Source organism: Arthrobacter sp. M71 S08 (genome assembly GCF_059089725.1).
In genome coordinates this window covers 537,147-557,762 of the sequence record NZ_JBNHEY010000001.1, presented here as the reverse complement: position 1 = coordinate 557,762, position 20,616 = coordinate 537,147, and the positions used below count along the sequence as shown (strand labels likewise).

General features: G+C 64.7%; 18 protein-coding genes. 4 read left to right on the top strand and 14 right to left on the bottom strand.

What is annotated here, in order from left to right:
- The first annotated feature begins 161 nt into the window (after positions 1-161).
- Complete coding sequence (locus tag AC5RTB_RS02610; RefSeq protein ID WP_494059508.1) at positions 162-302, top strand: hypothetical protein; 141 nt, start codon at positions 162-164, stop codon at positions 300-302.
- Positions 303-661: 359 nt separating this feature from the next.
- Here the strand turns inward: AC5RTB_RS02610 and AC5RTB_RS02605 are convergent, their stop codons facing one another.
- The 5 genes from AC5RTB_RS02605 to AC5RTB_RS02585 form a co-directional block, all read right to left on the bottom strand.
- The gene (locus AC5RTB_RS02605) at positions 662-2,689 is read right to left on the bottom strand and encodes an acyltransferase family protein (RefSeq protein WP_494059507.1); all 2,028 of its coding nucleotides are present in this window, start codon (positions 2,687-2,689) and stop codon (positions 662-664) included.
- 173 nt (positions 2,690-2,862) lie between these two features.
- Positions 2,863-4,461, bottom strand: a complete 1,599-nt coding sequence (locus AC5RTB_RS02600) for a gluconokinase (protein WP_494059506.1) — start codon at positions 4,459-4,461, stop codon at positions 2,863-2,865.
- Entirely contained in the window at positions 4,458-5,477 is a 1,020-nt protein-coding gene (locus AC5RTB_RS02595) for an L-idonate 5-dehydrogenase (RefSeq protein ID WP_494059505.1), read from the bottom strand. Before AC5RTB_RS02595 ends, AC5RTB_RS02600 begins: the two co-directional genes overlap by 4 nt.
- Before the next feature lie 69 nt (positions 5,478-5,546).
- Entirely contained in the window at positions 5,547-6,317 is a 771-nt protein-coding gene (locus AC5RTB_RS02590; RefSeq protein WP_494059504.1) for an SDR family oxidoreductase, read from the bottom strand.
- Positions 6,317-7,699, bottom strand: coding sequence for a GntP family permease (locus AC5RTB_RS02585; protein WP_494059503.1), 1,383 nt, complete (start codon positions 7,697-7,699; stop codon positions 6,317-6,319). Before AC5RTB_RS02585 ends, AC5RTB_RS02590 begins: the two co-directional genes overlap by 1 nt.
- Positions 7,700-7,790: 91 nt before the next feature.
- Here AC5RTB_RS02585 and AC5RTB_RS02580 point away from each other — a divergent pair, with 91 nt between their 5' ends.
- Positions 7,791-8,549 carry a FadR/GntR family transcriptional regulator gene (locus tag AC5RTB_RS02580; protein ID WP_494059502.1) on the top strand — a complete coding sequence of 253 codons (759 nt, stop codon included), beginning with the start codon at positions 7,791-7,793 and terminating at the stop codon, positions 8,547-8,549.
- 4 nt (positions 8,550-8,553) lie between these two features.
- Here the strand turns inward: AC5RTB_RS02580 and AC5RTB_RS02575 are convergent, their stop codons facing one another.
- The 5 genes from AC5RTB_RS02575 to AC5RTB_RS02555 all read right to left on the bottom strand — a co-directional run bounded on the left by AC5RTB_RS02575 (position 8,554) and on the right by AC5RTB_RS02555 (position 13,103).
- Positions 8,554-10,347: an ABC-F family ATP-binding cassette domain-containing protein gene (locus tag AC5RTB_RS02575; protein WP_494059501.1), complete on the bottom strand. Its 1,794-nt coding sequence runs from the start codon at positions 10,345-10,347 to the stop codon at positions 8,554-8,556.
- A gap of 48 nt (positions 10,348-10,395) precedes the next feature.
- Complete coding sequence (locus AC5RTB_RS02570) at positions 10,396-11,346, bottom strand: 4-(cytidine 5'-diphospho)-2-C-methyl-D-erythritol kinase (protein ID WP_494059500.1); 951 nt, start codon at positions 11,344-11,346, stop codon at positions 10,396-10,398.
- Positions 11,347-11,456: 110 nt separating this feature from the next.
- Positions 11,457-11,585, bottom strand: a complete 129-nt coding sequence (locus AC5RTB_RS02565; protein ID WP_494059499.1) for a hypothetical protein — start codon at positions 11,583-11,585, stop codon at positions 11,457-11,459.
- 126 nt (positions 11,586-11,711) lie between these two features.
- A complete protein-coding gene (locus AC5RTB_RS02560; RefSeq protein ID WP_494059498.1) occupies positions 11,712-12,467 on the bottom strand; it encodes a hypothetical protein in 756 nt (251 codons plus the stop codon).
- A 183-nt stretch (positions 12,468-12,650) separates the two neighbouring features.
- Entirely contained in the window at positions 12,651-13,103 is a 453-nt protein-coding gene (locus AC5RTB_RS02555; protein WP_494059497.1) for a hypothetical protein, read from the bottom strand.
- Positions 13,104-13,324: 221 nt separating this feature from the next.
- On the opposite strand from AC5RTB_RS02555, the gene AC5RTB_RS02550 reads away from it, so the two are divergent.
- Positions 13,325-14,230, top strand: a complete 906-nt coding sequence (locus tag AC5RTB_RS02550) for an SRPBCC family protein (RefSeq protein ID WP_494059496.1) — start codon at positions 13,325-13,327, stop codon at positions 14,228-14,230.
- Between the two features lie 83 nt (positions 14,231-14,313).
- On the opposite strand, the gene rsmA is transcribed toward AC5RTB_RS02550, so the two are convergent.
- From rsmA to AC5RTB_RS02530, 4 genes are all read right to left on the bottom strand, one after another.
- The gene (rsmA, locus tag AC5RTB_RS02545) at positions 14,314-15,192 is read right to left on the bottom strand and encodes a 16S rRNA (adenine(1518)-N(6)/adenine(1519)-N(6))-dimethyltransferase RsmA (protein WP_494059495.1); all 879 of its coding nucleotides are present in this window, start codon (positions 15,190-15,192) and stop codon (positions 14,314-14,316) included.
- A gap of 36 nt (positions 15,193-15,228) precedes the next feature.
- Positions 15,229-16,380 carry a resuscitation-promoting factor gene (locus AC5RTB_RS02540; protein ID WP_494059494.1) on the bottom strand — a complete coding sequence of 384 codons (1,152 nt, stop codon included), beginning with the start codon at positions 16,378-16,380 and terminating at the stop codon, positions 15,229-15,231.
- 394 nt (positions 16,381-16,774) lie between these two features.
- Complete coding sequence (locus tag AC5RTB_RS02535; protein WP_494059493.1) at positions 16,775-18,379, bottom strand: peptide chain release factor 3; 1,605 nt, start codon at positions 18,377-18,379, stop codon at positions 16,775-16,777.
- 146 nt (positions 18,380-18,525) lie between these two features.
- Entirely contained in the window at positions 18,526-18,918 is a 393-nt protein-coding gene (locus AC5RTB_RS02530) for a MerR family transcriptional regulator (RefSeq protein WP_494059492.1), read from the bottom strand.
- Between the two features lie 175 nt (positions 18,919-19,093).
- Here AC5RTB_RS02530 and AC5RTB_RS02525 point away from each other — a divergent pair, with 175 nt between their 5' ends.
- Entirely contained in the window at positions 19,094-20,605 is a 1,512-nt protein-coding gene (locus tag AC5RTB_RS02525) for a SulP family inorganic anion transporter (protein ID WP_494059491.1), read from the top strand.
- Positions 20,606-20,616 lie beyond the last annotated feature (11 nt).

Below are 20,616 nucleotides of genomic sequence, written 5' to 3'. Positions count from 1 at the left end.
TCGCCCCTGTTCTGCACCTGCTGGTTGTAAGCCCGAGCTACACGAGCTGGCTCTCGTCGACGCTTCATGACGCCCCCGGAGGAGCAGCCCAAGCTAAACCCAAGCCTCTCGATGAACACTGGGGAACATCAACCCCGGTGGCGCTCGACGAGGAGCTTGACATGGGACATCTGAAGGAACGCATCCACACCTTCGTGGAGAAGCACATCATCGCTGACGACCCATGCCCGGAGTACTCGTGGCTCGACAGGCAAGAGGGAGATCTGAAACCTCCTGCAGAGGAACTTCCCGTAACTGTGTGAGAAGCGCCCGCTGTAGGAGGGAGGCGACCGGTTGGCCGGTCTTCTCGTTCGCTCGATTCCTACTCATCCAAGCACTTGGGCCGCTTCGAGCCACTGTTCCTCGAGCGACCCCGGCTCCGGCTGAAGCTCCTCGCGTCGAGACCGGCCACCTTCTCGAAATCGACCGTCGCCTTGCGGCCAGCGTCGCACATGTGCTGGTTGATCTTCTCGATCTGCGAACTCGTCTTCGTCATCTGCCGCTCAATGCGGATCAGATCCTTTTTCGCCTGACGGGCCTCCTCCGGTGACGGGCGCTAGCCGATCAGTTGAGCTGGACCTCCCCCGGAGGGGCGGCCTGGCCGGGTGAGCTGGTTGCGCTTCTAGGTTCCGGCAGCGTCGAGGGCTTGATGCAACCGGCCGGTGAGCGCCTCGGCCATCTTGTCGGTCAGGTGGTGGTTATCGCGGTACACGAGCCGGTTCCAGGCAATGGGGGAACAGACGTCCTGGCAGATCCAGTCGAGTGGTGACACATACCGGCCGCCCGCCGACTGACTTGCTTCCTGCTCGAGACGATGGACGCCGGAGTCAATTACCTCGTCCCTGGGCGCTGAGCAGTCGCTGACGTCCTCCAGATGGGTGGACAGGCACACGCTCGGTGCCACCTCCCACGCCGGAGTGTCGCCCAGAACCACGACGCGTGTGCTCGCCGGAAGAGCGTCGATTGTCTTGAGCAAACCCTTCCGCCATGTCTGTTCGAAATCACCTGTGTTCCGGCCCAGTTCACGATAGACGCTTCCATAGTTCGAGATAACCACGAGCTCGGGCTCCAGAGCGGTGATGCGTTCAAGGCTGTCTTGCCTCCACTCATCACACTGCGGATAGGTCTCGGAGATGGTGCCCTCGACGGGGATGTCCACTGAGGGACAGGAAGACTTGGTCAGACTGACGAGTTTCTTCCCCTCCGCTTTCGCGACCCCATCCATCGGCGTGAACCACTGGGCCGCATGAGAATCGCCGAATAGGACAATGCTTCCGGTACCGGCGTGGTCCCCGTACGTGCAGTCCCCGGAAGCAGTGGCGTTGTAGTCGGCATGGCACCCGTCCGCGTATATGCGAGGGGTACTGCCGGCAGCATCTTCAAGGGCCGGTGTCAGGTTGGAGGGAACGAAATCCTCAGAGACCGGGGCGGACATCAGTTCCAGGCCCTCCGGCGCCGCTACTGCCTTGCCGGAATCCAGGTCGGGCAGCTTTGTGGCACTCCAGCTGACAGCGAGGGCAACGATCGTCAGGCCGGCACCGAATGGATACGATCGCACCCCCTTGGCCCTCAATACGCGTGCATGTTGGAATTCTTGCTCAACGTGTCTGTAGGTGAGGTGGGCCAACACCAACGACAACAGGACAAGACCGGTCGCTACCCAGCCGTTGAAGTCCTCCCCAAGCCGGATTTTTGCAAGTGTGAGCAAGGGCCAGTGCCACAGGTACAGCGAGTAGGAGATGTTGCCCAGGTACTGAAGCAGTGGCGCGTGGAGAAACCGGAGCTCCTGGCCCTGCCCTCCACCGATCATCAGGGCAGCGCCGAGAACGGGTGCAAGAGCGAACCATCCCGGGAACGCGAGATCATGCGTGAAGAAGGCGATTGACATCAGCAGGATGGCCAGCCCGAGTAGTCCTGCCGCACGAGCCGTCCTTGCGTTCATCCGCACGAGGGCGGGGGCTGCCAGTGCCACCATCCCGCCGAGGCCGAGCTCCCACGCGCGGGTTGGGAGGGAAAAAAATGCCCAGGGCTGGTTGATGCCGGTAAGGACAACCCCGCCAACCAGGGACACCGCCGAGAGGGATCCGAGGACAATCGCCAGCCACGTCCTCCGCCGGGACGCGGCAAAGACCGCAACCAGCACCATGACCAACGGCCACACCAGATAAAACTGCTCCTCCAGAGCAAGCGACCAATAGTGCTGGAAGGGCGACGGCGAGGTACCTGCCAGGTAATCCGTCCCGGTCTGGGCAAAGCGCATGTTGGCCAGGAACAACGATGTGGCTACGGCGTCCTTCCCCATGTCGGGCAGCAACAGCGGTGGAACCAGAAGCTTGGCGCCCACAACCGTGGCAACCAGAACCAGAGCCGAAGCAGGAAGGAGACGCCGGATCCGCCGCGCGTAGAAGTCACTGAACGAGATGCGGCCCGAACGCTCGATCTCCCGAAGCAGCAGCCCGGTGATGAGGAAGCCCGAGATGACGAAGAAGATGTCGACGCCGATATATCCGCCCGGAAGGAACGGGACTCCTGCGTGATAAAGGACGACCGCCAGAACCGCGATTGCGCGCATGCCCTGAATGTCCGGGCGGAAGTGCTTCTTCTCCGCTATCGGTCCTGATGGGCGCGGACGGGCGAGATCAACGGACAAGGCAAAGCCTCCCAGGGTTTGTGCAGCCGGAACATTCTATCGGTACGGGCATCGGCTCCCGTCCGCGCGTCCGGAAACAGGGTCCCGGGTGGACTGAAGCCCCTACTCCCCCAGCACCTTGCACAGGCGGGCTCGCGCTCGAGTCAGCTGCCGCCGTCGTACTGGACTGCCGGTCACGCCTCCGGCGCGGCTAAATCCTCGTCGAGGTCCAGGTTGATCGGCAGCAGCGGGGAAAGCCGGCGCAGAGATGTGAAGGTCGGCACCAGCGCGTTATACAGCTCGGCGAAGACCGGCAGCAGCGAGGCATACACCGCGGCGGCGGCAGGCTGCGGCCGCACTGTTTCCTCGATCTGCACCATGTCTGTAACAACGTCGATTGACTCGATGAGGCCGAGAGCCTCCATACCCAGCAGTGCAGCACCGAAGCCGGAGCCCTCCTGCCCGCGCGCGAACTCAACCGGCATCCCGAACGTATCTGCCAGAAGCTGGCGCCACAGCGGGCTACGCATCACACCGCCGGTGGCCCGGATCCGATTCACCTCCAGCCCGGCCGACCGCATCGAATGCAACACCAGCGCCAATTGGAGACACACCCCTTCAATCGCCGCCCGCACCAGATGTTCCCGACGGTGTGCGCGCGTGAGACCGACGTAGGCGCCCCGAGGCAGCGAACTCCAGTGGGGGGCCCGCTCACTGAGCAGGTACGGGAGCATCAGCAGCCCTCCCGACCCGGGCGCTACCCGCGCCGCCAGCGCCAGCAACTCCTCCTCCGGCGGGTCGGCCAGATCGGGCGCCAGTGAATCACCAGCCCAGCCAAGCACCACTCCGCCATTGTTGATCGCGCCGCCGACCACCCACCGGGTGGCCGTGAGCGCGTAGCAGAACACTCCGCCGAGCGGGTCGACGGCGGGACGCTCCACCGCAACACGCAGTGCCCCGCTGGTTCCGATGGAGCATGCCGCCGTACCCGGCTGCACCGCCCCCACACCCAGGTTGGCCAGGGGACCGTCCGCGGCACCGACGACGACGCCCGTCGCCGCGGGCAAGCCCATGGAGGCGGCGGCGTCGTCGGTCAGTGCGGGCAGCACGGTGGTGGTCGGCACTACCTCCGGCAGCTGTTCGGGCAGTACACCCGCGATCGCGAGGGCCTCCTCGTCCCAGGCCAGGGTGTTCATGTTCAACAGACCCGTCGCCGAGGCCACGGAATAATCCACCACCAACGCAGCGCAGATCTTCAGGAGAACGAACTCCTTGATCCCGACCCAGAAGCCGATTCCCTCGCACAGCTTCGGCTCCTGCTCCCGGAACCAGACAAGCTTCGGCAGCGGCGACATGGGGTGCAGCGGCGTGCCCGTGCGTCGATGCAGCGCGAGCCCGCCAGGCGAGGCACGCAGGCGCTCCGCCTGAACCTGCGCCCGGGTGTCTGCCCAGGTGACGACGCCGGTCAGCGGATCGCCCGTTGGGGAAAGGCCGATCAAGCTGTGCATCGCGGAGCTGAACGACAGCCCCGCAACACGGTCCGCGCCCACCTCGGCTACGACCTCGCGTACGGACTCAAGCACTGCTGCCAGAATGAGCTGGGGGTCCTGCACGGCGTGCCCGGGATGCGGTTCAACCAGCGGATAGCCCGCCGAGTGAGAGGCCTCAAGAGTGCCGTCAATCCGGAAAGCCACCGCTTTGGTGCTCGTGGTGCCGAGGTCGACGCCGATCACAACGGAGCCAGTGTCCGCTGTGCCGGGAGGGGCTTGGTTCGCCTGGTTCGCGGTACTCATCGTTCGCCCTGCCACAGGGAGACGATGACTTTGCCCGAGTTCTCCGAGTCCTTTGCCATCGCGAAGGCCTCGATCGCCTGATCTGCCGGCAGTTCGTGTGTGATGACATCTTCGATGACGGGACTCTCCTTCAGCAGTTCGATTGCGCGGTCGATCTCGTCATTGAACCGGAAGGCCCCGCGGAGCTGGAGTTCCTTTGATACCAGCGGAGCGAGGTTGATCCCCCGCGGTTCATTCGGCACCATTCCCACCTGTACCACTACCCCAGCCCGGCGCGCGGCCGCCAGTGCCAGGCTGACGGCGGCGGGAACACCGGAGCATTCCAGCACGACGTCGAACGCCATGGCCGGAATGTCCTCGGTACCTACCTGGATGGTGCCGTGTGCGCCGAGGCGCCGGGCACGCTCCAGGGGGCCAGGCAGCACGTCGGTCGCTACCACCTCGGCGGCACCCTCAGCCAGGCAGGCGGCCGTGGCGAGCAGGCCGATGGGCCCTGAGCCGGACACGAGCACGCGTTTGCCCCGCACCCCACCCGCGACCGTGATGCCGTGCAGCCCCACAGCAAGCGGTTCGGCGAGGGCCGCCCGCCGTAGCGACAGGCCCTCCGGAAGCACCCGCACCATGTCCTTGTCCACAAGAAGGAACTCGCTCATCCCTCCCTGCGTGTGCGGCTGGGTCGAGGCGCTGCCGAGGTAGGCGCCACCGGGCCACAGGTGGCGGCGGTCCTCGATCCCCGGTTCGGGATTGCCGAACGTGGCCGGATGGACCGTCACCGGGGTACCCGGAGCCAGGTCACCTGACGGGTCCAGATCCACGGTCCCGGACACCTCGTGGCCCGGAACGAGGGGTTCGCGCACCACATACTCGCCGTTGGCGCCCTCGTTGTAGTAATGAAGGTCGGACCCGCAGATGCCCCCGAAGGCCATCCGAAGCCGGACCTGCCCCGGGCCGGGCTCGGGCGTGGGAAGTTCAGTCTCGACGAGGTCGAGCTTCCCATTGATCACGAGGGCTTTCATCTGGTGCCTCCTCTGGCTTCATGCGCTGCTGGTTTGATTCGCGGCGGCCATGACCGCCGGGGTGTGCGGTCAGACGACGGACGTCATCCCGCCGTCAACGAAGATGTTCTGCCCGGACACGAAGGACGATGCATCGGAGGACAGATAGATGAGCGTGCCGACGAGTTCCTCGAACTTCCCCCACCGCTGGGCGGGAGTGCGGTTGATGACCCAGGAGTTGAAGGCTTCGTCCTCCACCAGGGCACGGTTCATCTCGGTGGCGAAGTAGCCCGGGGAGATCGCGTTGACCTGAATGTCGAACCGGGCAAGGTCGGCTGCCATGCCTTTGGTGAGCATGGCTACTGCGCCCTTGGTCGCGGAGTAGGGCGCAATGGTTTGGCGGGCAAGCATCGACTGGACCGAGCCGATGTTGATGACCTTGCCCGAGCCCCGCTCGGCCATGCGCCGAGTGATCGGCTGGGAGACGTAGAAGACGCTGGACAGGTTCGTGGTGACGATGGCGTCCCAGTCGGCCGGGTCGAAGTCATTGAAGGGTGCGCGCCGCTGGATCCCCGCGTTGTTGACGAGGATGTCCGGTACTCCGTGTTCAGCAACAAGAGCCTCGATGCCTTCCGCGGCTGCCGAGGCATCGGTGACGTCGAACGTAGTCGTTACGGGCACGGTGCCGGTGACCTCACCGATCGCGTCTGCGGCCCGTGTCACGGTTTCGGAGTCGCGCCCGTGCACAATAACCCGGGCGCCGGCCTGGGCAAGGCCGGTCGCCAGGGCGTAGCCCAAACCGCGGGAGGAGCCGGTGACCAACGCAAGCCGACCGGTGATGTCGAATGTATTCACGGTCATCAGCCGATCCAGAAGACAACGAGGGTCAGGGCGAATCCGACGAGGGACTGCAGGGACTGCTGAACAGTCCAGGTCTTCAGCGTGGTCTTCACGTCCATACCCATGAGTCGGCCGACAAGCCAGAAGCCGGAGTCGTTGACGTGGCTGGCGAACACGGACCCGGCGGCGCTGGCAAGTGTGATCGCGGCGATTTGGAGCGGACTGAATCCGCCGGCGATTACGGCCGGCGCCATGAGTCCCGCCGTCGTCACCAGTGCCACTGTTGCCGAACCCTGAGCAACACGGAGGATCACGGCGACGACGTAGGCAGCCACGATGACCGGCAGGCCAACGGACTCCAGGGAGTCCGACAGAGCGTCACCGATGCCGGAGGCGCGGAGCACGCCACCGAACATTCCGCCCGCGCCGGTAATGAGGATGACCGAGCAAATCGGGCCCAGCGCGGAGTCGAGTATCTTCTCCAGAGCCGTACCGTTCTCACCCCGGCGGCGACCCAGCACGGCGGTAGCGACGAGTACGGAGATCAGCAGCGCCACGGGCGACGAACCGATGGCGGTCAGGACCTGCACCCAGACCTGCTCCTCGGCGGAGACGACGCCGGCAGCGTCCAGGAAGTCGAGGCCGGTGTTCATGAAGATGAGCACGAGCGGCAGCAGCAGCATCGCCACCACGGTGGACGCCTTGGGCGGGTTGATTGGCTGGTCGGGGTCCAACGTACCGAACAGTGCGGGGACCGGAATAATGAACTTGGAGGAAACGAACTTGCCCCACAGGTAACCGGTGAGGTACCAGATCGGGTACGCGATCAGCAGGCCGACGAGGAGCACCAGTCCGATGTTCGCCTCGTAAAGCTCGGTGGCTGCGACCGGCCCGGGGTGCGGCGGCACGAAGACGTGCATGACCGAGAAGGCCGTTGCGGCCGGGATGCCGTACAGCAGTACGTTGTCGCCGCCCATGCGCCGGGCCACGGCAAAGATGATCGGCAGCATGACGATCAGGCCTGCGTCAAAGAAGATGGGGAAGCCCATGATGAGCGACGCGAGGCCGAGGGCGAAGGGGGCACGCTTCTCACCAAACGCGCCGACCAGCTTGTCCGCGAGGACCCGCGCTCCACCGCTGTGCTCGACCATCTTGCCGAGCATCGCGCCGAGACCGATCAGCAACGCGACAGAACCGAGGGTGCCACCGAAGCTCGTCACCAGCGTGGGGACGATCTCGCTGGTAGGGATTCCGGTCACGAAAGCGGTCAGGAGGGAAACTAGTACCAGCGTGAGGAACGCGTGTACCTTGAACCTGATGACCAGGATGAGGATCAGGGCGATAGCGCCCGCAGCGATGGCCAACAGGGGCCCCGCTCCAAGTGTCTGGGTCCAGTTTTCCATAGAATTCTCCGTTGATATTCGGGCCCAGAGCAGGGCAAAGTGGCGCTTCGCCTCGTAGTCTGGCACACACTTCAAGGCAGGAGCAAGAAAGGTGACATCTTTGGGTAGCGGTGCAGCTCCAACGCCTTCCCCGTCGGTGCAGGCCGGACCCGCAGCGCCTGCCCCAGTCCTGCACAACTCAGTACTCGAGCGCGTTGGCATTGAGATTGCCCAGGGAATCCGTCCGGCGGGCAGCGTGATCACGCTTGCCCGGCTTGAGGAAGAGGCGGGCGTCTCCAGGACCGTCATACGCGAGGTGATGAGGATCCTTGAGTCGATGGGCATGGTTGAGTCGCGCAGGCGCGTCGGGATCACCGTGCTCCCCGTCAGTGCCTGGAATGTCCTGGACCCGCGGGTCATCCGGTGGCGGCTTCTGGGATCGGAACGGGTCACTCAGCTCAATCGCCTAACTGAGATGCGGTTGGCACTCGAACCGACTGCGGCCCGCCTTGCCGCAACCCGGGCAACCCCCGACGTCGCGAATCAGCTGATGGAGCTTGCCGTACGGTTACGGACGCTTGGCGAGATGGGCAAGGGCAACGAACAGCCCTACCTTGAGGCCGACATCGCCTTCCACGCGCTGCTGCTCACGGCAAGCGGCAATGACATGCTCGCCTCGCTGCATGGAATTGTGACCGAGGTGCTTGCCGGCCGCACAGATCTGGGCCTCTCACCGGCAGACCCGGCGCCGGTCTCGTTCGACAACCACGAGGGCGTTGCCCGCGCAATCCTCGAGCGGGAACCCGAAAAAGCGGAGAATTTCGCCCGGGCTGTGGTGATGGAGGTCTGGCAGGAAATCAGCCAGCTCTAAGCCCCTACTCCCCCAGCACCTCGGCCGCTTCGAGCCACTGCTCCTCAAGGGACTCCTGCTCCGACTGGAGCTCGCGCAGCTTCGCGTCCAGGCCGGCCATCTTCTCGAAATCGACCGCCGCCTTGCTGCCGGCGTCGCTCATCTGCTGGTTGATCTTCTCGATCTGCGAACTCGTCTTGGTCATCTGCCGCTCAATGCGTGTCAGATCCTTCTTCGCCTGACGGGCCTCCTCCGGTGACGGACCGGCAGACCCGGCGGCCAGCGGCGCGGCGCCCATCCCGGCGCCGGACGCCGCTCCGCGGCGCAGCTGCAGGTACTGATCCACTCCGCCGGGCAAGTCGCGGATCTTCCCGTCGCCCAGCAACGCCAGCTGGGTATCGGTGACGCGTTCGAGCAGGTACCTGTCGTGCGACACCACGATCAACGTCCCCGGCCACCCGTCCAGCACATCCTCCACGGCGGCGAGGGTATCGGTGTCCAGGTCATTGGTGGGTTCATCAAGCATCAGAACGTTCGGCTCCCCCACCAGCAGGCGCAGCAGCTGCAGACGCCGCCGCTCGCCACCCGACAGGTCACCGACCGGCGTCCACTGCCGCTGGTTCGTAAACCCGAGCTGCTCCACAAGCTGACTGGCCGACACTTCCTTGCCGCCGACCGACACCACCCGCTTCTCCTGCTCGATCACCTCGGTGACGCGGAGGTGGTTGACGTCGTCGAGCTCGCGCACGTCCTGCGACAGGATCGCCGTCTGCACCGTCTTGCCGCGCTTGAGCCGGCCCGACGTCGGCGCCATCTCTCCATTGAGCAGCCGCAGCAGCGTGGTCTTGCCGGCACCATTGACGCCGACGATCCCGAGCCGCTGTCCCGGAGCAAGGCGCAGAGTGATCCCCTTGAACAGGGGCTTCTCCCCCAGCTCCAGCGAGACGTTCTCGAGGTCCAGGACGTCCTTGCCCAACCGGGCAGTGGCGAGCTTGCTGAGCGCCAGCGAATCGCGCGGCTCCGGCACGTCCGCAATCAGCGCGTTGGCCGCCTCGATGCGGAACTTCGGTTTGGAGGTACGGGCCGGCGCACCGCGGCGCAGCCAGGCGAGTTCCTTCTTCACCAGCTGCTGACGCTTGCCTTCGATAACGTTGGCCATGCGGTCACGCTCGGCGCGCGCCAGGACGTAGGCGGCGTATCCGCCGTCGAACTGGTCCACAATGCCGTCGTGGACCTCCCACGTACGGGTCGAAATCTCGTCGAGGAACCAGCGGTCGTGGGTCACGACCAGCAGCCCGCCATCGGTGGGGCGCCACCGCTGCTTCAGGTGCTCCGCGAGCCAGGCCACGCCCTCCACGTCGAGGTGGTTGGTGGGCTCGTCGAGCATGATGACGTCGTCGTTCCCTATTAACAGCTTCGCCAGCGCCACCCGGCGCTTCTGCCCGCCGGAGAGGGAGTCCACGCGGGCGTGCCAGTCCACCTCGGCCACCAGCCCGCCCATGACGTCGCGGATCTTCGGGTTGGACGCCCATTCGTGGTCGGCCTGGTCGCCGACGATTGCGGCGCCGACGTCGAGGTCGCCGTCGAGCACGTCATTCTGGTTCAGGTAGCCCACGTGGACGTCACGGCGCTTGGTGACGCGGCCGTCGTCGGGCGTGGTGCGCTGGGCGAGCAGGCGCATCAAAGTCGACTTGCCGTCACCGTTGCGGCCGACCATGCCGATCCGGTCGCCCTCCTCCAGTCCGAGGGTGACGCCGTCCAGGATAGTCCGGGTGGCAAAGGTGACGCTGATGTTCTCAGCACCGAGGAGGTGGGCCAACGTGAATACTGCTTTCGTTATGGGTTTCTTAAGAGTAAGGAAGACGCGTTACGCGAGGTAGTCGCTGACAATCCTCGCGCCGTGGGCGGGCCCGTGCACCAGTTCGGTGGAAAGTCCCGCGGCGGACAGCAGCCCGTCGACGCTTGCCGCGTGGTCCTCGGACTCCGCGAGGAACGCGACCGTGGGACCGGACCCCGAGACAATGCCGGCCAGCGCGCCCGCGTCCGTGCCGGCGTCGAGCACGTCCTTCAGTTCGGGTGCGAGTTCCAGGGCTGCCGGCTGCAGGTCATTGTGGAGCAGTTCGGCGAGCGTGTGCGCGTCCCCGGAGCGCATGGCGCTGAGGATGTGCGGGTCGATCTCCGGAAGCTCCGGCGGTACCTCGCCCTGGGCGAGACGGAGATCATCCAGCGTCCGGTACACCGCCGGCGTGGACAGCCCGAAGGCTGAGGGAACCAGGACCCAGTGCAGCGGCGTCTTGGAGATCGCGGGCGTCAGCTGCTCCCCCACCCCGAGTCCGACGGCGGTGCCGCCGATGAGCGCGAACGGCACGTCCGCGCCGAGATCGATGGCGATCTTCGCCAGTTCGTCGCGGGAGAAGCCGCTGTTCCAGAGCGCATCACAGGCAAGGAGGGCTGCAGCTGCGTCGGCGGATCCGCCGCCCATGCCACCGGCGATCGGAACGCGCTTGGTGATGTTCAGGTGGACGCCGGTGGACTTCTCACTCAGTTCTGCCAGCAGTGCAGCCGCGCGGGCGGCCAGGTTACTGGCGTCCAGCGGGATTTCCTCCATGGGGAGGTTGAGGCTGCCCTGGCCGTCCACCGTGACGGTGATGGCGCCGTCGTCCGTGGCTGTTGCGGTGATCTCCTCATACAGGGAGACGGCGAGGTAGACGCTCGCGACGCTGTGGTAGCCGTCCTCGCGCGGAGGTCCCACCCGAAGGGAAACGTTAATCTTGCCCGGCGCCTTCACACGTACGGCACGGGGACTCGTCGCGCGCATCCCTGCCGTTCTCCCAGCCACCATGGTGTCCAACTTAGATCACGTCAGGGCTGAGGAGAAACTGTTCGACGAGGAGTTGCGTGCCCGGCGGCCAGAGAAACTCCGGTATCTCAGGGCCGCCGGTTGTCCACTGTTACGTCCGCGGGAAGGGGCTGCAGCCGCTGCGCGTTGGCCCGGCGATCAAGGATCACTTTGGCGGCTGCCGCAAGAAAGAGAACGGGCAGAGTAAGAATGGCCATGCCAATCAAGAGGTCGACGAGTTCCAAATCGATTGCACCAAGCTTTCGTTATTAAGGACGCCTCATCCAAGAACAACGTAAGCACAAAGGTGCCCGTTCTCAAATCGCTGTATTCGCCCGTGCAGCTCAGGGATTGGATGTAACGCTCACGGAAAGGAACCTTTTGCTTTCCTCGGCAGCCCAGCCTCCGCGTTCCGGCGCCCAGGTCAGGAGTACGTAGTCGCCGCCGGCCAGCGCGGGCGATATCTGAATGGTGAATGTGAAAGAGCCGTCCGGGCCTGCATACACGATGGGCTGGTCGAGCAGCTGCTGATCGGTATGCGGCCTTCCCAAGCCAACGTGGATCATCTCGCCCGGCGCATAGCCCGTCCCACCGATGGTGAACGTTCCGGGCGCAATCACGATTGATGGGCCAGGAAATCCGGGCTGAGGGTGGGCCACACTACGGCCCTCACCATTCGGGCCCGGCGTCCCCTGGTGCGGGTTGGGCTCACCGTGCGGGGGCGGAACGAAGGGGCCCGGGTTCGGTTCACCGTGGGGCGGCGGAACGAAGGGACCCGGGTTGGGCTCACCGTGCGGTGGCGGAACAAACGGGTCACCCGGCGTGGTGGGCAGCGGCTCAGGTGCGGGCGCCTCGGTCTCCGGTGCTTCCGGAGTGGGCTCGGGGCTAGGCTCCACGGAGGGTTCCTTGCTCGGCTCGACTGTCTCTTCGGGTTCGGCGCTCTCGGTCTCCTTCGGGGTCGGGGTAGCCGACGGTGTAGCGGACTCGGTCGCCGTCGTCGTCGTAGGGGCCGCGGGCGCACCGGCAGGTGTGCTTGAGCAGCCGACGAGCAGGAAGGAGGAGACCGCAGCGAAGGCGAGGACGGATGGCAGCTTAGACAAGGGCGTACTTTCGAGAAGAAGTGGATAGAAGGTGGCGAGCAATCGCCCGGCAAAAGCCCTGCAGTGCTGCATCCCCGCTCCCGACGCTATACGGCGGAGAGCCTTTGCAACAGCACGGAACGGTGACGTGAGCAAACCGTTATGCAGGGGATCATGGTGGGCCCGCGCGATCGAGACTGGTGCTCATCTGTTGGAAGCCTTCAATTGCAGTCTGAGGAGACTCGCGGCACCCGGCTCCGGGCTGTCAACGCGTAGCCGGATCCGGTGCCCCTCGTAGGTGGCGATGGCAGAGCACACGCTACTCAGGCCGACCGCGGCGTCTCGCCTCTCGCAGGTGCCGTCGACCTCGAACTCCCACCCTGACGCCTCTGACAACCGCAGGATGTCCTCAACGCTCAGTTCCCGGTCAGCCTGCAACGTGCGGCTGAGTGTGGGACACAGTTTGTCGTTGAAGCAGATGAACCGTTCCCGCTCAATCTGCTCTGAAACGACGGTCCAGGTTTCGGGGATCTCCAGTTGATCCGCGACAGATCCCATCTGTTTAGATACGGAGTCGTTGTACGTCTTGACGAGGAAGAAGGTGCCGGTCCAGGCAAGCACCATGCCGATGGAGAGCCACATCGCCAGTTTCCGCATGAATTCCCCCGCGAGACCTCAAAGTTCCCCTCAGCATATAGACGGCTCAGCTGAGCGGCAGCCGTCGTGACCAAACCGATAAGTTCAGCGTTCCTGCAACAGCCCGGGTGCCGCCGCCGTCGTCCCTTGTGCTCACCCATGGCCAGCGATAGGCTCGATGGGTATGGTAAGCATACTGATGAATTACAGATTCATCGGACTTCCTAACCGAAGGAGACGCTGTGAGCACGAGGATCGAAAAGCAGATTATGGTCAACGTTCCTGTGAGCGTGGCCTACAACCAATGGACACAGTTCGAGGAATTCCCCCATTTCATGGGCGGGGTCAAGAAGGTAGAGCAGCTGACTGATGCCCGCCTGCACTGGGTAGCCGAAATCGGGGGTGTGAAGCGCGAATGGGAGGCTCGGATCCTTGCCCAGGAGCCCGACCGCCGTGTTGCCTGGGCCGCCACTGAAGGCGCCACCAACGCCGGAGCAGTCACGTTCGAGGACGTCGGCGGCAACCAGACCCAGGTCCGCCTCGAGCTAGAATACGAGCCCGAAGGCATGGTCGAGAAGATCGGTGACAAGCTCAACGTCGTCGAGAAGCAGGCCGAGGGCGACCTTCAGCGCTTCAAGGAATTCATCGAAGACGAGGGCTACGCAACCGGCGCATGGCGCGGAGCGGTTGCCGGCGGCACCGTCGGTTCCCCGACAGTTGACGACGCCGCAGCATCACGCGGGGACAGCGGCAAGGCCGGCATCTCGGGCAAGGCAGCCGCTGCCGGCCTGGGCGTTGCCGCAGCCGCAGCAGCCGGTGTAGCCGCAGCAGCAGCCAGCGGCAAGAAGGACACCCCTGACGCGACCACCACCGATATTCCGGTCACACCGGTTGTCCCTGTTGAGGACACCACTCCGCCGGATGTCACCCCCGTGGTCGGTGCACCGGTCGACGTGTCGCAGGATGTGCCAGGCGATCGGCCCCTCGGTGAGCCGTTCGACCAGACCAACGGGCTGGCCGACCTCGACGGCGAATCCGATGGTCTCGCGGGAAGCGAAACCCGCAGCGCTGCCGAGCGCGACGAGGATGACCCGATCAGCAGGGCTGACGGTTACATGCCTCCAGGCGCCCGCCCCGGCACACCGTAGGCTCCAGCATTAGTCACGGCGGCTTCCTTCGGGAAGCCGCCGTGCTGTGTTTAACGGGTGCTGTGCTTAGCGGATGCTTCGCTCTAGGCCAGCGGAAGCTGCTTGGACTCGGCGATGCGGGCGAAGGCGTGGATGTCGAGCACCTCGCCACGGGCTGAAGGGTCGACGCCGGCACGGGTCAATGCCTGCTCCGCCAGGACACCGCTGCCGGCCCATCCCGCGAGGGCCGCACGCAGGGTCTTGCGTCGCTGCGCGAAGGCTGCATCGATCACGGCAAAAACCTCTTCGCGGGAGGCAGTGGTCTCAGGTTGCTCGTGCCGTTCGAAGGCGACAAGACCGGAGGCGATCTTCGGCGGGGGCCAGAAGACGTTCATGCCGATGACGCCGGCCTTGCGCATCCGGCCATACCACTGCGCCTTCACTGACGGCACTCCGTAGACCTTGGACCCGGGAGGTGCCGCGAGGCGGTCGGCGACCTCGTCCTGCACCATAACGAGCCCGTGGCGTAACGAGGGAAAGTGCGCGAGCAGGTGCAGCACCACGGGTACGGCGACGTTGTACGGCAGGTTGGCTACCAGCGCGGTGGGTTCGGCGGGCAGCTCGATGACCCGCATCGCGTCGGCCTGCACCACATCACAGTTCGCAGCGCGATCCGGGCGCCAACGGGCGATCGTCTCCGGGAGGCGTGCGGCCAGCACCGGGTCGATCTCGACGGCCACCACGCGCTGAGCGGCATCCAGAAGGCCCAGGGTCAGGGAACCAAGCCCGGGCCCTACCTCCAGCACCGTTTCGGCCGGATCAACGGCGGCAGCAGCGACGATCCTGCGGATGGTGTTGCCGTCGATGACGAAGTTCTGGCCGAGGGTCTTGGTGGGACGTATCCCCAGTTCCTCAGCCAGCCGGCGGATTTCAGTCGCGCCGAGCAGGGCCGGTGCCGAGGATGGGCTTGCCTTGTCTTTCACCTAGCCATCGTAGCGGGACGGGTACTACCCACTTACCTACCGAAGTCCCAGCTTCGACGCGCATGAGGGCCAGTGTCCCCAGCCGCCGTTCTGCTTGAGGACCTCGGCGGTTGCAATCTGTTCGGCGGGCGATGCCAGGTGCGGCAGCGGCGCGTACTTGCCGCCACCGGCACCGAGCCAGCTGGACTCGCTGAACTGCAGGCCGCCGTAGTAGCCGTTGCCCGAATTGATGGACCAGTTGCCGCCGGACTCGCACTCGGCGAGTGCCTGCCAGGCGCCGCTGCCGGACGGGGCCGCAGTTGCGGGCTCAGGCTTGGGTGCGGGCTTGGGCGCGGATTCCGGCTTGGCGGCGGCTTCAGCCTTGGGCGCCTTCTCTTCCGGTTCCTGCTCCGGCTCTTCCTCGCGGGTTCCGACGGCGACGATCTCCGCAACGGGTTCACGGGTCACCTTGTCGCTGACCTTCTCCCGTCTGGTCTCCTTGCCGTCGACGACGGTCACAGTGAAGACGCGCGTCCGTTCGCCTGCGACGCCGGCCTGGACGACCTGGCGTTCACCGATGAGCAGCTCCCCGGTTTCCTTCTCGGTGGAGGCGAAGGCGATGGTCTCTTTTTCGGTGACTTTCTTGCCGGTCTCGACGCGGGTGACCTTCAGGCCCATGCCCGTGATCAGCGAACTGTGGACCGGAACAGAAACGCGGTCTTCGGCCCCGAGGGTGACCTTCGTTTCCTTCAGAAGGTCCGTGACGGTGTTGCCGGTGGTTTCGATGCGGTGGAGTTTGCCGTCAACGGCGAGGGTGACCGTCTTCGGCGTCGAAATCCTGAGGGTGGAGCTGAGGGTGACAAGCCTGGTCTCGGCCGGTGCGGAGATGTCCGAGTCGCTGGCCACCCCGAGTTCGTTGACGAGCTCACCCACTGTTTCACCCGTGGTGTGGACAACGGTTTCGGCTCCGTTGAGCCGCACCTCGATGGCGGAGGCCTTGTTGACCTGAATGGCGGCGCCGTCGTCAATCGGACTTGCGAGCGCCGGGTACACGTCGTCGTTCTCGGTGACGGTGACGTCTGCCGTCTGCAGGACCTCCGCCACGGTGCCGGCAAATGTCTGGACGGTCTGTGTCTGCCCGTCGACAACCACTTCCACGCTCTTGCCGTTTCCAACGAAGGCCACGAGTCCACCAACCAGACTCAGCATGACCATCCCCTGACCGGTCAGTACAGCCCAGGCCCTAGCATCCCTCTTCGCCACAAAATCCCACATCCCGCGTCGCATCCGGGCACGGGGAAATGGCGCTCTGCAGGAGCTGGCCCGTCAATGGGCGCAGCACTTCAGTGCGCAGGCATATGAACGACGGCGGCGGGCGCTCCGGATCACCGCTTGAGTTGAGCTGTGCATGCCTGAGTAATGCGTCAATCAGGCGCGGCTCAACACCAGCGGTAATGCAAAGAGAAACCCGTCCGCAACGAACGGCATCAGTCCGAAAGCCTTCCCCGACCCCGGCTAATATCAGCTCACCGTAATCGAACCGTGATAACAGGGCAAGCCGTGCCAGAACGAGGAGGTACCGACACAGCTCATTGCACCTGGGTCACGCCGCTTCAATCAGCTCCAGAGAGAGATCCGGATACGCGTCAGTGAAGTGCCCCATTTTCCACCGGTCGCCGAAGACCGCGATGTATTCGCCGTCGGACCGGTGCAGTACCTCTCCGCCCCGGAACGCGCCCGGCAGCGTCTGGTCCGTATGTCCAATACGGCGGGCCAACGTGTAGGGCAGATGCTCCAGGGAGACCGGTGCGTTGAACTCGGTGCGCATGCGCTGCACGGCCACCTCGAACTGGAGTGGTCCAACCGCGGCGAGCACGGGGGCCTGATCACCGCGCAACTCTGAACGGAGGACCTGGACAACACCCTCGTGGTCAAGCTGCTCGATGCCGCGCCGGAATTGCTTGTACCGTCCGGGGTCCTTGGCGCGGACTGTCACGAAATGCTCCGGGGAGAAATGAGGGATCCCGGGATAGGACACCGGTTCGTCCTGATACAGACTGTCCCCGACGCGCAGACTCGCTGCGTTCACCAGCCCGACGACGTCTCCCGGCCAGGCGAGCTCCAACGCTTCCCTTTCACGCCCGAGGACCCGGTGCGCGTATTTGGTAGCGAACGGTCTGCGGGTGCGCGCATTGGTAATCACCATTCCGCGTTCGAAGACACCGGAACAGACCCGAAGGTAGGCGATGTGGTCGCGGTGGGCGGTGTCCTGGCCGGCCTGGACCTTGAACACGAACCCCGAGAATCCGGCATCCAGCCGACGGTAGGACGAATCGGCGGTCAGCCTGGGCGACGGTGCCGGCGCTGAGTCGACCAGTACGTCCAACAGCTGACTCACTCCAAAGTTCCGGGCCGCCGCAGCGAACAGGACGGGAGTCTGTTGCGCTGCTGCGAACTCTGCGGAATCGAACTCTCCGTTCGATGACGCCACCAGGCCCACTTCTTCGTTGGCGGCCTCCCACGCCAACGCGGCGTGCTCATCAAGTTCGCCCTGGTCGATGGTTGTCTCGATGGCCGGCTGCGCTCCGCCGTCGACCGCCTGCAGTGCGACCGAGTGCCCGGAGCGCATATCGAGCAGTCCCTCAAAGTGCCCGGCGACGCCTACAGGCCAGGTCAGCGGCACCGGAACCATTTCGGTGCGCTCACCGATCTCGTCGATGAGTCCGAGGGCGTCGAGGCCGGGCCGGTCCCACTTGTTGATGACCGTCACGATGGGCAGGCCACGCTGCTTGCACACTTCCAGTAGTTTCACGGTCTGCGGCTCGAAACCCTTGGCCGCATCGATAAGCATGACCGCGCAGTCGACCGCCGCAAGCACCCGATACGTGTCTTCGGAGAAATCGGCGTGCCCGGGCGTATCCACCAGGTTGAGCACGGTGCCGCGGTACTCGAGCTGAAGGGCGGCCGAACTGATGGAGATGCCGCGCTCGCGTTCCATGCCCATCCAGTCCGACACTGTGCCGTGCCGCGTGGATTTACCGTGCGTGACTCCCGCGTCCTGGATTGCATTCGCGTACAGGGCGAGCGCTTCAGTGAGCGTGGATTTGCCGGCGTCGGGGTGGGAAATCACCGCAAACGCGCGTCGCTTCAGCGCCTGCTCACTGATGGTGGAAGGGTGCACCGTAGTGGTGCCGGTTGCGCTCGTCATGACTTCTCCTCTTGCAGATAGGCGAGGAGTCCGGGTCAGAACGGGATGCCCGCATAGCGCCGGCGGACAATCCCAACCACCCCCTTACTCTACCGGAACAGGAGAATCGGGTCGGAGAGCCGCCTGCATGTCCTGAGCAAAGAGAGTCAGTACTTCTTCAGGGTGTTGATGAATTCGTCGGCGCGTTTGAGGTTCTCGGCCAGCTTTTCGCGGTGTGCAGCGGCGGCGTCCACATAGGCCGACAACCGTTGCCGAAGCGCCTCTGCATCGGTTCCTTCGGCTGCTGCGAGCCCATCCACGATGGACAGCAGATCCGTCATTTCCTCGAGCGTGAAGCCCAGGGGCTTCATCCGTCGGATTACCATCAGGCGCTCGACGTCGCTTGCCGTGTATACCCGGAAGCCGCCTTCGGTGCGGGACGACGCAGGCAGGAGTCCCACCTCGTCGTAGTGCCGGATGGTGCGCAGTGACAAACCGGTCCGCTCTGCAACCTCGCCAATATGCATGGTCACGGACGCAGTTGCTGCAACGTCACCCATCGGTAGACCTCGAATGTTTCACAAACCCTCACGTTAGGTTAGAGTTCAAAGTCGGCACACCCGCCATAGCGCACCGCCGCCCCTTGTACATTGGCGTACAGCCTACCGCCCTTACCGGAAAACCCCGGAAATACGCGGACCGCCTCGTTCACTCCCGCCTTAAAGGAACACCCGTATGCCCAAGTCCAGCACGGCCCTCACACCGCTAGAGCGCCAGTCAGTCATGAGGACACTCAAGAATCCCCGGCTGCTGAAGGTTGAGGTCCTCGCCGGGCTGGTCGTTGCCCTGGCCCTCATCCCTGAGGCTATTGCGTTCTCCATTATCGCGGGCGTAGACCCCCGGCTGGGACTGTTCGCGTCCTTCACCATGGCCGTCTCCATCGCTTTCCTCGGCGGAAGGCCTGCGATGATTTCGGCGGCGACCGGCGCGATCGCTTTGGTGATCGCACCGCTGGTGGCAAGCCACGGCGTCGACTACTTCATTGCAGCGGTCATCCTCGGCGGCATCCTCCAGGTGGTGCTGGGGCTCCTGGGTGTGGCCAGGCTCATGCGCTTCATCCCCCGCTCCGTCATGGTCGGATTCGTCAACGCGCTCGCGATCCTCATCTTCATGTCACAGCTGCCGGAACTCATCGGCGTCCCGTGGCTGGTGTACCCCATGGTTGCAGTGGGCCTGCTCATTGTCTTCGGTCTCCCGCGGTTGACCAAGGCCGTTCCGGCACCGCTGGTAGCCATCGTGATCCTGACAATCTTCGCCGTAGTGGCATCCGCCCAGGTTCCCAACGTCGGCGACAAGGGCGAGCTCCCGGACAGCCTCCCCAGCCTGTTCTTCCCGAACGTTCCGCTGAACCTCGAAACCTTCCAGATCATCGCCCCCTTCGCCCTGGGGCTGGCCGTCGTCGGCCTCCTCGAATCGCTGATGACGGCCAAGCTCGTCGACGACATCACCGACACCCGTTCACAGAAGACCCGGGAAAGCTGGGGACAGGGCGTCGCCAACATCATCACCGGGTTCTTCGGCGGCATGGGCGGCTGCGCCATGATCGGGCAGACCATGATCAACGTGAAGGCCTCCGGAGCCCGCACCCGCATTTCCACGTTCCTCGCCGGTATCTTCCTGCTGATCCTCGTGGTCTCCCTCGGCGACATCGTGGCGATCATCCCGATGGCAGCGCTCGTGGCCGTCATGATCTTCGTCTCGATAGCTACGTTCGACTGGCACAGCATTCAGCCCTCCACGCTCAAGCGGATGCCCAAGAGCGAGACCGCGGTCATGCTGAGCACCGTCATCGTCGTGGTCTGGACGCACAACCTCGCAATCGGTGTGGGCGTCGGTGTCCTGGTGGCCATGATCGCGTTCGCCCGCCGGGTGGCGCACTTTGTCACCGTGGAACGCACCGTGCTGGAACTGAACGGTGAAGAGGTGGCAACGTACGTGGTCGACGGCGAACTCTTCTTCGCATCGTCAAACGATCTCTACACCCAGTTCGAGTACGCCACCGATCCCGACAAGGTGATCATCGACATGCACGCCTCCCACCTCTGGGATGCATCAACCATCGCGGCGCTGGACGCAATCACCGAGAAGTACCACCATCACGGCAAGGAAGTGGAAGTCATTGGACTCAATGACGCTTCCGTCCTGATGCGCGAACGCCTGGCCGGCAAGCTCGGCGCGGGACACTAGCGCCCGGCGGG

Excerpts from the sequence above, each read along its gene's own strand:
- AC5RTB_RS02610 (WP_494059508.1), top strand. The coding sequence starts at position 162 with ATGGGACATCTGAAGGAACGCATCCACACCTTCGTGGAGAAGCACATC.
- AC5RTB_RS02600 (WP_494059506.1), bottom strand. The coding sequence starts at position 4,461 with ATGAGTACCGCGAACCAGGCGAACCAAGCCCCTCCCGGCACAGCGGAC.
- AC5RTB_RS02595 (WP_494059505.1), bottom strand. The coding sequence starts at position 5,477 with ATGAAAGCCCTCGTGATCAATGGGAAGCTCGACCTCGTCGAGACTGAA.
- AC5RTB_RS02590 (WP_494059504.1), bottom strand. The coding sequence starts at position 6,317 with ATGACCGTGAATACATTCGACATCACCGGTCGGCTTGCGTTGGTCACC.
- AC5RTB_RS02585 (WP_494059503.1), bottom strand. The coding sequence starts at position 7,699 with ATGGAAAACTGGACCCAGACACTTGGAGCGGGGCCCCTGTTGGCCATC.
- AC5RTB_RS02570 (WP_494059500.1), bottom strand. The coding sequence starts at position 11,346 with ATGCGCGCGACGAGTCCCCGTGCCGTACGTGTGAAGGCGCCGGGCAAG.
- AC5RTB_RS02565 (WP_494059499.1), bottom strand. The coding sequence starts at position 11,585 with ATGGCCATTCTTACTCTGCCCGTTCTCTTTCTTGCGGCAGCCGCCAAA.
- AC5RTB_RS02555 (WP_494059497.1), bottom strand. The coding sequence starts at position 13,103 with ATGCGGAAACTGGCGATGTGGCTCTCCATCGGCATGGTGCTTGCCTGG.
- AC5RTB_RS02540 (WP_494059494.1), bottom strand. The coding sequence starts at position 16,380 with ATGCTGAGTCTGGTTGGTGGACTCGTGGCCTTCGTTGGAAACGGCAAG.
- AC5RTB_RS02535 (WP_494059493.1), bottom strand. The coding sequence starts at position 18,379 with ATGACGAGCGCAACCGGCACCACTACGGTGCACCCTTCCACCATCAGT.
- AC5RTB_RS02530 (WP_494059492.1), bottom strand. The coding sequence starts at position 18,918 with ATGGGTGACGTTGCAGCAACTGCGTCCGTGACCATGCATATTGGCGAG.
- AC5RTB_RS02525 (WP_494059491.1), top strand. The coding sequence starts at position 19,094 with ATGCCCAAGTCCAGCACGGCCCTCACACCGCTAGAGCGCCAGTCAGTC.